Origin of the sequence: Guptibacillus hwajinpoensis (assembly GCF_001039475.1) — a bacterium.
GTDB lineage: Bacteria > Bacillota > Bacilli > Bacillales > Guptibacillaceae > Guptibacillus > Guptibacillus hwajinpoensis.
The window spans coordinates 330,990-346,995 of sequence record NZ_LELK01000004.1 but is presented as its reverse complement, the minus strand read 5'-3'; the positions used below and the strand labels follow the sequence as shown (position 1 = coordinate 346,995).

Below are 16,006 nucleotides of genomic sequence, written 5' to 3'. Positions count from 1 at the left end.
GTGTAATGAAGGGGGACAGGTGCGGGCCTGACCCCCAGTGCTTTAAATCGATAACAACTTAGCGCGTTTTGCATCGACATGTTTCCGATCCAAAACGTCTAGACCATTTTGATCAAATCGATTCATAATGTATTCACTAATCTTTTGAACTTCCTTTTTCACATCATCTTTACTATGTTCGGAAATATAGATCAGTGTATCGAATATAGCAAGAAGAATCGAGATATCCTCTCGGCCATAGAAGCTGATTTGATAGAAAGTAGAATACAATAATTCCTCTACATTTTTTTGAGTGCCAATGACACGAGGTTTGTTGTCTTCGTAATAAGTAACAAAATCTCCCCCTAATTGATATGCTTCAACTAAAGGTACTCTCAAATAATCGATACAGCCGATCGCAGTATTTGGATCATTGATTCCAGGAGAAATCGCTCTTAATGCAATTTCAACCATCTTTTGAATACCGAAATCGATGTCTTGAACGCTTGATCGCTCGTCTCCAACTGTAATGAATTGGTTAATATTGACGGTAACTTCTTCGGTTTTATGATAAATGGAAAGGATTTTACTTTCTGGTGTAACAAAGCTACCAATTGGTTCACTCACTTCAATCACATAGTCATTGTTAATAGCGAGCGTTAGAAGTCCATCATAATCGATCAATTTTATATAACCATAATTTGTTGCGGTGACTTCTTCGACAGATGCATAGCTTGAAGAAAATTGAGGCTTCACTTCAGAGACTTTATTGCGATCATCATCGAGTGCAGCTTTTGCCTCACGAACCATTTCTAACGACTCGTCTGTTAATTCTTTTATTAAGTTACTAACTTGAATGGAACTTGCTACTCTATGCAAAAAGAAAGCGAAAAAGGCAAGACATACAAACGCAGTAATTACGCCTACTGTTGCGGATATCACTTCATGGTCGATCAGTTCTTTTCGCATAAATAATAGCGATAGTATCGAATATACAAATCCGCCCATGAAGATTCCTAGCACCCTCATCGTCGTTGGATTTGTTGTAAAGTTCTTGAGTGTTCTTGGTGAAAATTGTGAGGAATAAGTTGTTAAGACAACCATGATTGTAGAAAACGTAATCGTTGTCATCGTTAATAGCGCAGCAGATAGAGACGCAAGCGTCGTCTGGGCGAGATCAACAGTCGTTGTTAAAAAAGAAGGGATGTATCTCTGTACCTCATCGTAATACACTGTATCAATTAAAATAACTACTACAGCTAGTAGAAATGATAGAACAGAATAAGTTCCAGGAATAAACCAGATACTCTCTTTAATGTGTAATAGAATCTTCTTTATCAACTAACATCTCCCCTTACTAGTTTGGCATCCTTTATACAACATGCCTATGATTCTAGTATAGAGTAGTTCATAGAGATTTGCGTATCTTCGTTTGGTGAAGTGTCCTTATTTTGTGGACTTATTAGCGTTTTTGTCTTTTAAGGGGGTCAGGCTCGCACCTGACCCCCTAGCTGCTTTTCTAATTCTTTCATCAACCTTCGCTCTTTCCTCTCTTCATACATCGTTGAGTTCTTCATCCTCTTCATCCTCATCTTACCTATGACATAACGGACAGAGTCATTCTTCCTGATTAACTCTTCATACTCAGGATTTTTCCTTAGTTCTGCAAACCAGCTAAATGCCATCAGTGCCGCTATGTTTTTTTCGATCCGCTGTTCATCTGGACCATCGCCAAACATGAAAAACACCTCACCTATAAAGCCGAGGAATTCTACAATCAATTCCATTATAAACCCACCCTTCTACGCTATTCATTTTCCGATACTCTTACATCAAATACGAACAGCGGCTGCCTTTTGTTTCAAACATTTGGTAATAAAATAAAAAAACAGACGAAGTGTCCTCAGTTTGTGGACTTTTCGCCTATTTTTGGATGTTTTGTCTTTTAGGGGGGTCAGGCTCGCGCCTGACCCCCCCCTTCTCCTTTTACCGCACAGCCGGTATAACAATAGATGATGGATATTCTTTCGTATTCATTATCGTTGCGATACCACCTAACTGGTTCAGTTGTTGTGGTGCTGGAGACACAGCATGCGGGAAGTCACTTGGACCGATTGCGACACGCAGTTTGTGTCCTTCTTTAATGACAACATTTGTGGGGAAGATTTCTACGTTTAACTCCATCACTTCATTTGGTGTCACTTTTTGAACAGCTTCTTTTGTAAAAGGGTGCCATGGCTGGATGTTTTCTTCATTTAGAAAACGACTTTTCGTTTCATCGACGGCTCGATGCGATGCAGCGAGCCAGCCGGCAGTTATTTCACTAGAGCTTCCGTCAGGGGCAACGTCTGTTAAACGTACGGAAAGAGCTAACTCTTTCGCTGTTGTACTTGCATAGACTTTCGCTGCAATTGGACCTGAGATATGCAAGTCGCTGTTTACTGGTGCAGTTGTATAGGTGAGTTCTGTTGTTTCTGTTATGCGATTGTCTTTTGTACATGGTAGCGCACTTGGGATTCCAGCAGTCCATTGATTTGTACTACCAGAACATATGCCGTTAAATGGCTGTTGTGCCATTGATGAAGAAGATTCAAGTGTTGAAGGTGTTTCTTTTGTTAGCATCTTGCCAGAGCGAAGATAAAATCTTTCAGCCGTCGCTTGTGCATGTGGCCAACTTGGTTGTACTTGAAATTTATCTTCACCAAGAACATATTGTGTCACATCAGGAATTTGATTATTTTTCGTACCATCAATCCCCATCAAATATTCGTCAAACCACCTTAAAGCGATTTGATCTAGTGGAGGAACGTTATCAGCAGGCAAACCACTGCCATAATCTCCGTGCGTCCAGTTTCCCATTAAGAGTTTCGTCGTTACACCCTTGTCTTTCAATTTCTCGTAAAGAAGTGGAGTGCCTCGCTGAAAAAGATCATGCAAGCCGCCTGTAAAAAAAGTTGGTACTTGAATTTGATCAGCAACGTAAATTGGCGAGCGTAGATGTGCAGCAGGACCATCATAAGCAAAATCCCCACCCGTAATGGCTGAGCTAAGCGTACTAGTTGGATACCCGGTTGTTTGCCCTGCGTGGTTAATGAGAACACTACTTGCCAGAATTGGCTCTGACATCGTATACGTTGGTGGAAGAAGGCCGCTACTTGTTACTAGTCCTAACCAGAGTGGGATAAAACCTGTATTCACCATACCACCTGACATCGTTATGTCTCGATAGACGTCAGCCATTGGCACGATTGGGAAAATAGCTTCTAAACCTTCAGGCTGCTTTGCTGCAGTGAGAAGTTGATTGATTGCACGATAAGATGAACCGTACAGCCCAACTTTTCCACTACTCCAGGATTGCTTAGCTGCCCATTCGACAAGCTCTTTTCCATCACTCTGTTCTGCGATACCAAAAGAATCCCACGCTCCTTGAGAAGAACCTGTCCCACGCACGTCTACAACCACATGAGCATAGCCTCGCTTAATAAAATAGTCATTGTGGTTTTCTTTGTTATCCTGATTTTTGTTGTATGGCGTCTGCGTTAGAATGACTGGAAACGGCCCTGGTCCATCTGGACGATGAACATCAGCTGCTAAAATGACACCATCTTGCATCGTAATAAAAACATCTTTCTCTGTGATGTAGGTCGAGTAATCCTCTGGCCGATCATAGCTCTCCTCATCCCAAGATTGAGTTGTTTCGCTAGCTGCTTTCGAAGAACTCTTTGATTTTCCACTGGAGGATGCCTGTACTAGCGCTGGGGCAATAACCATACTCAATATGATGAAAAAGAATATACTGAGCCGAACCTTTTTCCACGACATAATATGACCTCCCTATTTTTGTAAACTCTTACATTAATGGTACTAACCGTTGAGCCATTAATAAATAGAGTGATGTTACTATTGTCTATACGCCAAAGGATGTAATGTGTGGTGCGCAGTAAGGTTGGTTGGAAAGTATTGAAGAAAGAAGTGTCCGTCTGTGACGGACACTTCTTTGGTTTTGTCTTTTAGTGGGGTCAGGCTCGCGCCTGACCCCATTACTTAAAGAATAATCCTTAATCGTTAAACAAACGATAAAAAACAGGGTTTTTAGTTCTATCAAAACGGAAGGGTTTGAGAAATGAAAAAATATGTGGTGTTTCTACTATTATTTATCTTCTTTATCCAAATGAATTTATCAACTGTTCATGCAACTAATAATCCAAGAAACATATATGAAGTAAAATCCGGAGATTATTTATGGAAGATTTCAAAGATCTATGGGACTACAGTGAAAGACCTGAAGCTTATTAACGGTTTGCAGTCGGATTTAATTTTCGTTGGTCAGAAATTAAGAGTTCCGGTCATGTATGAAGTTGTTTCTGGTGATACACTTTGGAAGCTTTCGCAAGCATTCAACTCGTCAGTTCAGTCGATAAAAGGAATAAATGGACTTACCTCAAACATGATTTATATCGGGCAAAAAATAAAAATCCCTCCGAAGAAGCTTGCCATGCAAGGACAATATGTCCTGATGACTAGGGAAGAATTTAAAGATTGGCTATTTAATCATCAATTCTCTAGGAGGATTGGAAAAATCCAACAACATCACACATATTCACCTTCGTACACGCAATTCAACGGTAACAATCATTTTTCATTGATGAAGGGAATGGAGAATTATCATATTAACGGGATGGGATGGAGTAACATCAGTCAGCATTTAACCACGTTCCCAGATGGGAAAGTAGCAGTAGGTAGACCGATTAATACGCCTCCTGAAGGTTCATTTGGTCTACATAACAAAACTGCAATGGAGAAAATTGAGTCAGATTCTTTAGCTATTGAAAATCTCGGTGACTTTGATGCAGGTCATAATCAAATGACGGATGAACAAAGGGAAACCATCGTAACAATCACCGCATTGCTGAGTTTAAAATTTGGCTTAACTCCTTCAATAGAAAGCATCACTTACCATCATTGGTGGGATATAAACTCTGGGGAAAGAGTGTTGGATAACGGTGAAGGACATGCTGTTAAAACTTGTCCTGGAACAGGGTTTTTTGGAGGGAATTCCACACAAAGTGCCGAAAAAAACTTTTATCCATTAGTGTCGCAAAAAATGAAGGAGATTCTAGCGTCAATGCAATAATGGAGGTCATTGAAGATAGGGTGTCCTCCGATTGTGGACTTTTTGGCTATTTTGTCTTTTAGGGGGGTCAGGCGCGCGCCTGACCCCCCTTCTACTATTTTTTACTCACTGACTCCCTTTTAAATAATCCTCTATCCACACTTCCTGCGGGACAAGCTTACCTCCCGTTGCCCAAACAAGATGCGTGCCGCTCTTACTCTCCAAATGATCTTTAGTCACTACAGGTCCGATCATCCCGGCTAATGCAGACGGTTCGAGCTTAATTCGTTCGGTGTTATAAATCCATCGGAGCATGTCGTAGAGTCGTTGGTCATCGATTGTGTAGATGCCGTCGATAATAGACTCAACCTCACGACCCACAAAGCCAGAAGGTCTTCCCACTGCAAGCCCATCTGCAGCGGTGAGGTTATCGATGCCGAAGTCTTGAACAGAAATCTTGTCATGTTGACCCGTCATTAACCCAAGTAACATCGAAGGAGAATGCGTTGGCTCTGCGAAATAGCAGTGAACATGTTCGCCAAATACATGATGAAGTCCAAAGGCGATTCCGCCTGGCCCTCCACCTACGCCACAAGGGAGGTAAACGCTCAATGGATTCTCCACATCGACCTTGATTTTCATCTCATCTAATTGCTTTTTTAAACGAAGTGCCGCAACGGCATAGCCAATAAAAAGATCGTTCGAATTCTCGTCATCAATAAAATGACACGTCAGTTTTTTCTCACACTGCTTTCGGCCCTGTTCCACCGCAACACTATAGTCAGCTTTATGTTCAACGACGTTCACGCCCTTTTGGCGAAGAAGATCTTTTTTCCACTGCTTAGCGTCGCTCGACATGTGTACCGTCACGTTAAAACCTAGCTTAGCTGACATGATGCCAATGCTTAAGCCAAGATTCCCAGTTGAACCAACTGTAATGTGGAAAGCTGAAAAGAACTCGGTAAATTTTTTATCAGCTAGGATGGCGTAATCGTCATCTTTTTTAAGTATGGCATGCCCTAAAGCAAGCTTCTCGGCATGCTTGATTACTTCGTAAATTCCACCACGTGCCTTAATACTGCCTGCAATCGGCAAGCGATCGTCGCGTTTTAAGAGCAGCCGTCCAGGAATTTGTGTGTCGTATTCTTCCTCAAGTTTTGCTTTCATCGTATTGATTTCTGAAATTGGCGATTCAATGATTCCGTTCGTTTCCGGGAATACTTTTTTGAAGTAGGGACCGAAGCGTTTAAAGCGTTCTTCGGCTTCAAGGATGTCGTTGTATGAAAGTTCGCTTTGCGATTGACTTCCTTTAACAGGATTTTCCCAGACGACTTCTTTTAGGTGTACCAAATCCCTTATAAGAGGGTAGTCTTGAATCCACTTTTCAATCGATTTTCCTAATACTATCATTCACCTCACTCCTTTCATGCTAAAGCAAAACCCTCTGAATCAAGTCAGAGGGTTCGTTTTCTTTATTTTATCGTAAGCTTTGCAAGTCTGTCTTCTACACTCACCACATCAGGTCCACCGAGAAGTACAAATTGTTCTGTTTGCAAATCTGTAATGGTAGCTTCCATGAAAGGAGAGAGTTGATCTTTTTTCGCTAATAACAGTGGTGAATCATTCTTCGCAGCTAGAACCGCACCTGTTAGTGCATCAGCAAAATTCACGCCAGTAGCAACATAACCTGTTTGTGCTTTGTCATCGAAATATCCGATAATTTCAGCGGCTGTCTCATATCGGTCGTCTCCAGCAAGACGTTTATGACCAGGAAGTTGATCGTACACATTTTTTTGCACCACGTCATCGCCACCAACAACGATCGTTTCTTTGGTGTCAGCTAATGCTTCTTTTGTGTAATCAGGTAGCTTATTGTCACGTGTAAGAAGGATCGGCATCCCTTCCTTAGCTGCATACGGTGCGACGGCTAAAGCATCAGGAAAGTTATAACCATAAGCGACAACTGCTTTATCACTAGACGAATCAAGTTTTTTTGCGATAAGCTGAGCGGTTTCAAAGCGATCTTCTCCACCAATTCGCTCGGTTTTAAGACCTTTATTGATTAGCTCTTTTTCCACTGCAGGTCTGACAGCATTGTTGCTACCAAGAATAATAACCTTTTTGGCGCCGAGTCTTTTAATTTCATCCGCTGTTTCTTTCGTAAGAATCTTATCATCAGTTAGAAGAATTGGAGCGTCCAGCTGATAAGCAAGAGGTGCACCAGCTAACGCATCTGGGAATTCATAGCCTCTGCTAAGGACAACTGTGTCAGCACCATCCTGCCAGCCGTCTTTGGAAATTTCGATTGCTGTTTTATACCTGTTATCACCTGAAAGGCGTTGGGTTATTGGGATTAGACTGCTTGAAGCCATATATCCTCTTGTTCCATCTTCAAGCTCTACGTGATAGCGAACCCAATGGTCGTATGGAATTTTACCCTGGTTCTTCGTTTCATCAATATGAAATTCACTACTCAACACAGTAGCAACCTGAGACTGTTTCACATTAACTCCGTTTTCTGAGCTTGGTTCTTTCTTCAAAAGCTTACCAGCAACAGTTGCAACTTTGTCGCCTTCTTCTAATAAAGTTCTCGAACGTGTTAATTCAGAGTTAACAGTGTAATGCATTTTATTAAACGTGATCGGTTCGTCTTTTTTCTTATCGTAAGTAAAGTCACTTCTTTGAAATTCAATAGCATCAAGGTTCACGGAAAAATAATTACGCTGCTCAACTTTATTGAATACTTCATCTTGATAAGTGTCTAGATTACGTGTTCCATCTTTTGCATCTCGGAAATAAGGACTGTTTACCGGCACAGTTCCGTTATATGCCATCACTGCAAAGTACCAGTGTTCGAGAATGTCTCGATCATTTGTATTGATTGTCGGAATAATTCCTTGATCTCCATAACTCCATTTTTCATTTAAAATTTCCAAACCAGCATCGATGTTATATTGAATGTCATCCCCAAGTCTGTCAGGGTCATAACAGTTCTTTGTATTGCCTTCATCACACACATTGCTTGTCACTTGCATTAATCCAATACCACCATCAGTAATATTGATAATCGGTTCGGTTTGCGCATCATCCGACCATTGCTTCCATCCGTTCTCTTGAAATGCGACAGCCTTAGCAATCTCGGGTGGAATGTTATGTTCCAACGCACTTTCAGTTAACATTCTGTTGATATCATTGTAAGTGACAGTATCCTTTGCTTCCGCATGTGCAAACGAAGGCACCAAAAGCGATAGAAATAAAGCTCCTACCAATAATCTACTAATTCTTTTTTTCATATTTTCCCCCTTAATAATTACTACCATTTTCCATTTTGGTATCCTCTATCATTCTAGCATTTGCTTATCGAAATTCCAATTTCTATCAGAAAAATGATTACTTTGTGATACGATATTTCCTACTAAAATAAAAAATAAATGGTACAAGTACAATCGTAGGCAATATCCACAGATAAAAACTACGAAACCCTCCACCTAGTAAACGAGGTGCTCCGAAAACCGTAAAGGCTGTAACAGTAGAGATCGAACACGCAATCATCCCCTGGATATGCTCGAGCAGCCAGCTATTTCTAACAGGCATGGGGCGGAGCCAGTAGGCTAGCTGACCAAGTCCTAGAAAGATTCCTAAAAAGGGAAAGAACGAAATGAGCGTGTTTCCAGAGCTGAAACCATAGATTGAACAGGAGAGTCCTGCTAGAAACAACAGGCTTGAGAAAGCAAGATCACCAAGGTGTCGATGACGATCGGATTTACGCTTAAATCGCAAGACGCGTAGCCCATAGTACGCTGTAGAGGCGCTTAGTACAGAAATAAATAAGAGGAAGATAGAGAATGAGAATCGCTCAGGTGAAGTATCTGGTTGAATGAAGATGCGAATGAATGCCATTCCTGTTGCCGTGATGCTGACAATGCCCATCATGACAACAAAGAACCAACTGATTCGAATGTGCCAATTGCCGCCTTTTTTTAGGACAAGCGGTAACCAGAACGTGAGAAGGGCGCTAAACCCTGCTGTGATGTGAAGAATGAGAAACAAATTGAACATTATGTACTCCCCCTTTAGTTAGCGGGGGTCAGAGAGGTACCTGACCCCCACTGCATTAATGCACTAAACAAACACAAAAAAATGTCCGTCGGAGACGGACATTTAAGTGGTTTTGTCTTTATAGGGGGTCAGGCACGTGCCTGACCCCCATTATAAAATAAATAAAATCAATGCGCCCGCTTCGCTCCAAGATACCTTGGTTTCCAGTAGCTTGAGTTCATGTCACTAATGGTCACTCCGGTTGAAGATCCAGCATGTATGAACTTATTGTTTCCGATGTAGATGCCGCCGTGTGAGGCACCTGGTTTGTATGTTGTGAAGTACACGATGTCACCAACGGATGGTGAGCTGACGGCAGTTGTGACGTTCCACATTTGCGCCATTGTTCTAGGCAGAGAAATGCCTTGTTTTTTAAATACATGAACGAGGAAGCCACTACAGTCGAAGCCCTGCGTTGGGGTATTTCCGCCCCAAACGTACGGTACACCTATGTATACAGATGCATCAGCGATGAGATCCATTACGCTGAAGCTTGCGTTCGAAGATCCGTTATTGCTACCCGTATTCGAATTTCCTGTACCTTCATAACCAGTTGATTGCTTGAGCTTTTCCCATGTAGAAGGGCCAACCACACCATCGACCGTGAGCTTGTTACGCGACTGGAATGATCGTACAGCCGCATCAGTTCCGTTCCCAAAGTCGCCATCAAGTGGTCCCGAATAGAGTCCAATTGCTTTTAATTTCGATTGAAGCTCTTTCACGAGTGAGCCAGTTGAGCCCTTCTTTAGAAGATCGCCCTGGTCTTCACCTGTTGACGGTGGTGTGACAACCTTATCTGTCGAGCCGTCAAGCGCATCCATTGTTTCCTTCGTTGCAGTTCCTGTTACCTGCAGTTTTTTTGCTTTCTGGAAGTCCTTGACCGCTTTCTCAGTTACAGGTCCAAAATAGCCTGTCGCCTCAACATGGAACGTGCCTGCTTTTTTCAACTTGTTTTGTAAATCTGTAACGGCATTGCCTTTCGATCCTACTTTTAAAACCGTTACGGTTTGTTGGTTGCTTCTCGATTTCAGCGAGTCGATCGTTTTGTCGTCAGCAACCCCAGTTACAGACAAGCCTACGATACTTTGAAACTCTTTAACGGCCTTCTGCGTATTATTACCAAAGATCCCATCGATCGAATCGTTATAATAACCGCGATCTTTTAGCAATTGCTGAAGGGAAGAAACTGAGCTTCCGCGTGATCCGATCGTTAGTCCAGAAACCGCTGCCTCCTGCTTACCTGTTTCGTTTTTAGAAAGAGCAGCTAGCGTTTTGCTGTCTGCAACGCCTGTTTGTGATAACCCGGCTGATTTCTGGAAGTTCTGCACAGCTTTCTGTGTGATTTTCCCAAAAATCCCGTCTACCTTGTAGTTGTAATGCCCTTTTGATTTCAGCTTTGACTGAAGATCAGTCACTGCACTACCACGCATTCCAATTGTAATGTCTGAAGAAGAACTAGATGGTTTTGAGTTAGAGTGAGCTGTGCTTGACGCTAACGCATTCAACGTTGCTGCATCTGCTTTACCTGTTATGGAGAGACCTTTCTCTCGTTGAAAATCTTGAACTGCTTTTTTGGTAATCTGACCGTAGATTCCGTCTACGTTGTAAGCGTAGTAGCCTTTGTCTTTGAGCGCTGACTGCAGATTCGTAACCTGCTGACCTCTTGAGCCAACCTGTAAGGACGAAGACTGTGCTGATGATTTGCTTACTGTTTTTGCACCAAGCGCCTTCAGCGTATCTGTTGTTGCGACGCCTGTTACGTTTAAGCCAACTGCCTGCTGAAACTTACCTACCGCATCTTCGGTAATGGGACCGTAGTACCCTGTTGAGGTGTGATATGTAAAATACCCCTTCGCCTTCAATACATCTTGTAGCACTTTAACATCTTGATTGTTCATGCCTTTCTTAAGCTCTTGATTCCCAAACGCTGCTTCTGCACCATCAGGTTGAACAAACATCACTCCAGCTACAAACGCAGAACCAGTTATTGCTTTCTTGACCAATGAAGGTTGCATCCAGATCCTCCTCATTCCAATTAAGTTGTTGCCCCAAATATCGACACTTTGCTTATACTATCGGCTATTATTCAACAAAGTTTAACGGATATCCTGTTATTTTTTCCAAAAAAAAGAGATACAGGTGAAATTACCTGTATCTCCCTCATTTTCTACTATTTGAAAAGCATATTTTCCACGCTTTTATTAATGGCCGCTTCTCCACCTAATATTCTAAAATCAGTTATGTTCTTGATTGCATCACTGGTTTCTAATGGAATGCTAGTCGTTTTGACAAGTAGCAGAGGCGCATTCTGCTTACCTGCAAGAACCGATCCTGTTAGGGCGTCAGCAAAACCATATCCATTTGCGAGATACGTCGTTTTAGAGTCGGTGTAATACTTGGCTTTCACCGCTGCAGCCGTTCCAAAACGGTTCTCACCGCTAATCCGCTCTGGTGAAGGAAGGTTATTGTATACCTTGCTCGTGATTACCTGATCTCCACCAACGACGATTGTGTCGTTAATCGTTGCGAGCGCCTTACTCGTTGCTGTTGGTACCTTGTCGCTTTCTACTAATAGAATTGGATAGCCCATTTTTGCGGCATAAGGAGCGATTGCTAGCGCATCAGGGAAATTCCGGCCGTACGCAACAACCGCATAAGCAGGGTCCCCGCCCATTCGCTTCGCAATCTTGGCTGACGTATCATAGCGGTTCTCACCACTAATGCGTTCGATCGTTACTCCAAGTGACTTAATCGCACTCTCTGTTGAAGGTGAGATCGCATTCTCTCCTCCAAGGATGATCGCTTTCGTCGCTTTCAAGCGCTTGATTTCGTCAGCAGTTTCCTTTGGTAAACGATCTGTTCTCGTTAATAGAATTGGTGCATTCAATTGATAAGCAAGCGGTGCACCTGAAAGGGCATCTGGAAAATCATATCCTCTTGCAATAACGACTGTTTCCGCTACGTTGAACGTATCTTTACTAATTTTAGCTGCTGTTTCAAATCGATTTAACCCTTCGATTCTAAGCGTTGTCGTTGCGGATGTTTTCGTCTTAAGAGATGGACCATTACCGGTCACATATCCTTTTTTATCAACCGCTTCTACTTTAAACGAGTACTCTTTATTTGTTGCTAGACCTTGTACTTTTAAACTTTTCGTCGTTGCGCTTACTTCTTTTAAGAAACTACCATTCTTATAAATGATATAGGAAGCTATTCCTGATGGATCCGTTGCTGATGGCCAATTCAATGTAATCGTACTATTCGTAATAGAGGATGAAGTTAATTTCGCGCTTGTTGGCCATTCTGGCGGACTTTTATCTTCTCCATTTGGTACTTTCACAGACACGGCCATTGAATCGCGATTTGAATCAATAACGGTTACGGAGACGCTCGAATTGGATCCACCGTATCGTTTACTATTCGGTTTCGATGAGTTCGTAAACTGAGCATATCCATTCCCACTAAAGTAATGATCATAGTACACGTAAGGATATTGCTCTGGATCTTGATCAAGTTCAGGATAACCGAGTCTACTTTCATTTGCCTCTTCTAAATCAACCGCTTTATACGTTTCGTCCAGGTTATTCATTCCGTTAGAAAATTGATCTTCATCAATATGCCAGATGGCGATACCCGGTGAGGCAACGTATTCCGCTAGCCCGATATCGAATCCTTTGAACTGGCGATTTTCAACTAAGAAGTATTCCGACTCGTCTGTTGTTTTCAGCTTAAGAACGGAATAATTGTTAGCGATAAAATTCGCCACTTGATACGTTCCATTGTCTTGAACCTCAACAGGTTTGACGAATCCTAACACCATCTTAGACCAGGCATCCAGATGCGCTGGGTACTCTCCAATGTCTTTCCCATTCGCAGTTGTCCATGTACCGCCACCCATAAGGCTATGAACGCCAACTGCAAAGGAGGAATTATCGTAATCATATAGATCTGGTAAGCCAAGATCATGGCCCATCTCGTGAGCAATAATTCCAACCGTCGCCATGTGATCTCCATGATTCTCACCAAACATGGTATAACCACCATTTGCTAAGTAGGCACCAATTTTCACACCATCAAGACGAGGTGCTTGACCATCGTACAAATTGGTCATATGACCCCATACCACTCTTCCTTCATCACCATAGCTTGCTTCGCCACCGGCAACGATGGTCACAATATGTAATTCTTCTGATGATAGGTAACCATCTTTGTTCTGATCAAACTGTGCGTAGTTCACTTTTGCATTGGAAGCTGCAACGGCATCTTTAAATAGTTGAGTGTAAAGCTCGTTTTGATTATAAGCTCCTTCAGGACGAGGGTGGTTTTTGTTAATCGACACTTTCACAACACCATCATTTACTACCCCACTTGTTTCGCCTGCTGCTTTGAACTGAAGTTTCCCATCAGAAACTTCATCAAAATAATTATTCAATGTACTACCTGAAGAACCGAAAAAGCGTTTGTTCCAATCAGCTTCTTTATTTTTTATTTTCACATCATTAAATTCAACTAATAACACAAGCGTTGGATGTTCGCTTGCGCTAAGTAATTCTACTTGATCGTTAGTTGGAATGTCTTTCGGCTTTGCCATCAGTTTATGACCGGGCTCTAGCTTCAACACTTCCTTAAGATCTGCTGCATCAGAGGGTTTTTCATCAATCGCATACTTGGCATTTGTTAGTTGTAGGTCTTGATCCACAATTTTTGCATAATACCAGTAGTTATCGTTCCCTATTTTGATCACTGAAGCATCTTCTGTCGTCCACCAGTTCAGGTTCTCATTTCCATTCAATGTTGCTTCAAAAGTCTCACCTGATGGTTGAACTAGCTGTTTCGTTTCTTCTCTTGCTGGCGTGGCGTTCACATTACCCGAAAACACAAGCACTAACAAAAGGCTACATAATAGTACTCCAAAACCGTATGCGCTTTTTCTCATCATCTTCCCCCTAAGGTCATTCGTCCCCGAATCTGATACTTTACTAGTCTACCATTAGCGAGTAAAAGTTTTCCATAATTCAGCAGCTTTTAGGAGAAAAAAGAGGCCAGCCCTATGCTGTCCTCTCATAATCGGTTTACTTTACGCCTTGAAGCTCTGTTTCGATTGAAGGGCTAACAGCTTTCGGTCCTCCAAGGATCGTGAAATGATAGATTCCTAGATCTTCCTTCGCTTGAAGCACGGCATCCTGCATCTTTTCAGGATGAACGAGAAGGAAGCTACTTTCCGTTTTTGCTGCAAGCACGCTTCCTGTTAGGGCATCAGCAAACTCGAGACCCGTTGAAACAAACGCTTTATAAGAAGGGTTCAGTTCCCTTGCAATAATAGAAGCCGTCTCATAGCGATCCGCTCCGCCATACCGTGTTGCATCCGGTAATGTGTTAAAAAGATCTTCAGAAATAACAGCAGTTCCTCCGATTGCTAGGCTCTTAGGATAGTTCTTTAATAGCTTAGCAGAAGCTTTCGGCATTTCATTCTGCTTCGTTAAAATGATAGGATACGCATTCTCAGCTGCGTATGAAGCAACGGCTAGGGCATCAGGAAATTTCGTTCCATTAGCAACAACCGCTGTGTCTGATGATGGAAGATAGGCTCCAATTAAAGCTGATGTTTCATAGCGGTCCGCTCCACCAAATCGGTGGGTTTTAATATCCATGTCTATAATTTCCTGTTCAACTTCAGGTGAGATAGCCACGTCACCTCCAAGGATATATACCACTTGAGGGTTTAGTCGGAAGATTTCTTCTTTTACATTTGGATCTAACTTATGAGAGTGAGTGAGTAAGATTGGTGAGTCTGCGTCATACGCAAGCGGAGCACCAGAAAGTGCATCTGGGAAGTCATCTCCACGAGCTAAGATGACAGACTGGGCAGATTCCTTCCATCCAGCTTGTGAAATTTTAATAGCCGTTTCGTAGCGGTTCTCACCAGCTATACGCGTTGTGCTCACTGGTAGATTGGTACGAATTTGCTTCCAAAATTCATCTGCTATCGCCATGTAACCTGCTGGTGATGGGTGAACGTTACTTGGATTAGGTAAGTACGTTGGGTAGTCTTCGGCTATTTTATCAAAAGTAGGAACATAGTAGCTGTTCGTTGCGAGAGCAATTTGTTTAATAATTTCGTTAACGGTATTTGTGAGTTGGATAAGTGGTTGTTGTTGTTCTTCAGGATAGGCGTAGAAACCATTATAGTAACCCATTAAATAAACTTGGGCAGTCGGATTTACTTTGCGGATAATGTGCATGCTTGTTGCGTAGTTTTCAGTCAATTGTTTCATGATTTCGGCAACTTCAAGTGGATCTTTCAATCGTTCTGGCTCTGTCTTAAGCACCTGAAGAAAATCGTTCGCACCAATCGAGATTGTAATCATATTAGTCGATTGAAGCTTAAACTGCATCTCAGGTTGTGAAAGGGCAGTCAATAAATCCATTGTTGTGGCACCTGGCACAGCGTAAGGTTTCTCAAAACTCCCCAACAGTTCCACACGTTGCAGGTCCTGCGCTATGTAGTCTGCAAAGCTTAAGCCAATCTTGTTATTGAAATCGACTCCAGCCGTAATGGAATCTCCTAAGGCTGCATAGTGAACATTCTTTTCCTCTTCCGATCCAATTGTAGCAAAAGCTTGCGTTGGTACGAGCATGGCGATGACAAGTAGTAACGACAGTAGTAGACGACTGTTTATACTTACCTTCAATCTTATCCCTCCCCATATTCCATTCGTTATTACGAATGTCAGTATATAGTATTGGCTATTCTTTCCTGTATCCCTGCTTGCTATTTTTTAATTTAAGTTCATTTCACATAAAAAAGCACAGAGA

Annotated in this window: 10 protein-coding genes; 1 reads left to right on the top strand and 9 read right to left on the bottom strand. The window is 42.2% G+C overall.

All coding sequences use genetic code 11. The features are described from left to right. Positions 1-42: 42 nt before the first annotated feature. From AB986_RS12125 to AB986_RS12115, 3 genes are all read right to left on the bottom strand, one after another. Positions 43-1,320 carry a DUF2254 domain-containing protein gene (locus tag AB986_RS12125; protein WP_084006541.1) on the bottom strand — a complete coding sequence of 426 codons (1,278 nt, stop codon included), beginning with the start codon at positions 1,318-1,320 and terminating at the stop codon, positions 43-45. A 146-nt stretch (positions 1,321-1,466) separates the two neighbouring features. Continuing rightward, a complete protein-coding gene (locus tag AB986_RS12120; protein WP_048311403.1) occupies positions 1,467-1,766 on the bottom strand; it encodes a hypothetical protein in 300 nt (99 codons plus the stop codon). 199 nt (positions 1,767-1,965) lie between these two features. Then, positions 1,966-3,801, bottom strand: coding sequence for a CocE/NonD family hydrolase (locus tag AB986_RS12115; RefSeq protein WP_053216158.1), 1,836 nt, complete (start codon positions 3,799-3,801; stop codon positions 1,966-1,968). 301 nt (positions 3,802-4,102) lie between these two features. On the opposite strand from AB986_RS12115, the gene AB986_RS12110 reads away from it, so the two are divergent. After that, the gene (locus AB986_RS12110; RefSeq protein WP_084006540.1) at positions 4,103-5,113 is read left to right on the top strand and encodes a peptidoglycan recognition protein family protein; all 1,011 of its coding nucleotides are present in this window, start codon (positions 4,103-4,105) and stop codon (positions 5,111-5,113) included. Between the two features lie 105 nt (positions 5,114-5,218). Here AB986_RS12110 and dsdA read toward each other — a convergent pair whose 3' ends face one another. The 6 genes from dsdA to AB986_RS21180 all read right to left on the bottom strand — a co-directional run bounded on the left by dsdA (position 5,219) and on the right by AB986_RS21180 (position 15,882). Beyond that, a complete protein-coding gene (gene dsdA, locus AB986_RS12105; protein ID WP_048311402.1) occupies positions 5,219-6,502 on the bottom strand; it encodes a D-serine ammonia-lyase in 1,284 nt (427 codons plus the stop codon). A 62-nt stretch (positions 6,503-6,564) separates the two neighbouring features. Further along, positions 6,565-8,385: a cell wall-binding repeat-containing protein gene (locus AB986_RS21185; RefSeq protein WP_053216157.1), complete on the bottom strand. Its 1,821-nt coding sequence runs from the start codon at positions 8,383-8,385 to the stop codon at positions 6,565-6,567. Positions 8,386-8,482: 97 nt separating this feature from the next. After that, a complete protein-coding gene (locus AB986_RS12095; protein ID WP_048311401.1) occupies positions 8,483-9,151 on the bottom strand; it encodes a hypothetical protein in 669 nt (222 codons plus the stop codon). Positions 9,152-9,318: 167 nt separating this feature from the next. Next, positions 9,319-11,205 carry a C40 family peptidase gene (locus AB986_RS12090; protein ID WP_053216156.1) on the bottom strand — a complete coding sequence of 629 codons (1,887 nt, stop codon included), beginning with the start codon at positions 11,203-11,205 and terminating at the stop codon, positions 9,319-9,321. 155 nt (positions 11,206-11,360) lie between these two features. Continuing rightward, entirely contained in the window at positions 11,361-14,129 is a 2,769-nt protein-coding gene (locus AB986_RS12085) for a cell wall-binding repeat-containing protein (RefSeq protein ID WP_084006537.1), read from the bottom strand. A 133-nt stretch (positions 14,130-14,262) separates the two neighbouring features. Further along, on the bottom strand, positions 14,263-15,882 hold the full coding sequence (locus tag AB986_RS21180) for a cell wall-binding repeat-containing protein (RefSeq protein WP_053216155.1): 1,620 nt from the start codon (positions 15,880-15,882) through the stop codon (positions 14,263-14,265). Positions 15,883-16,006: the final 124 nt, after the last annotated feature.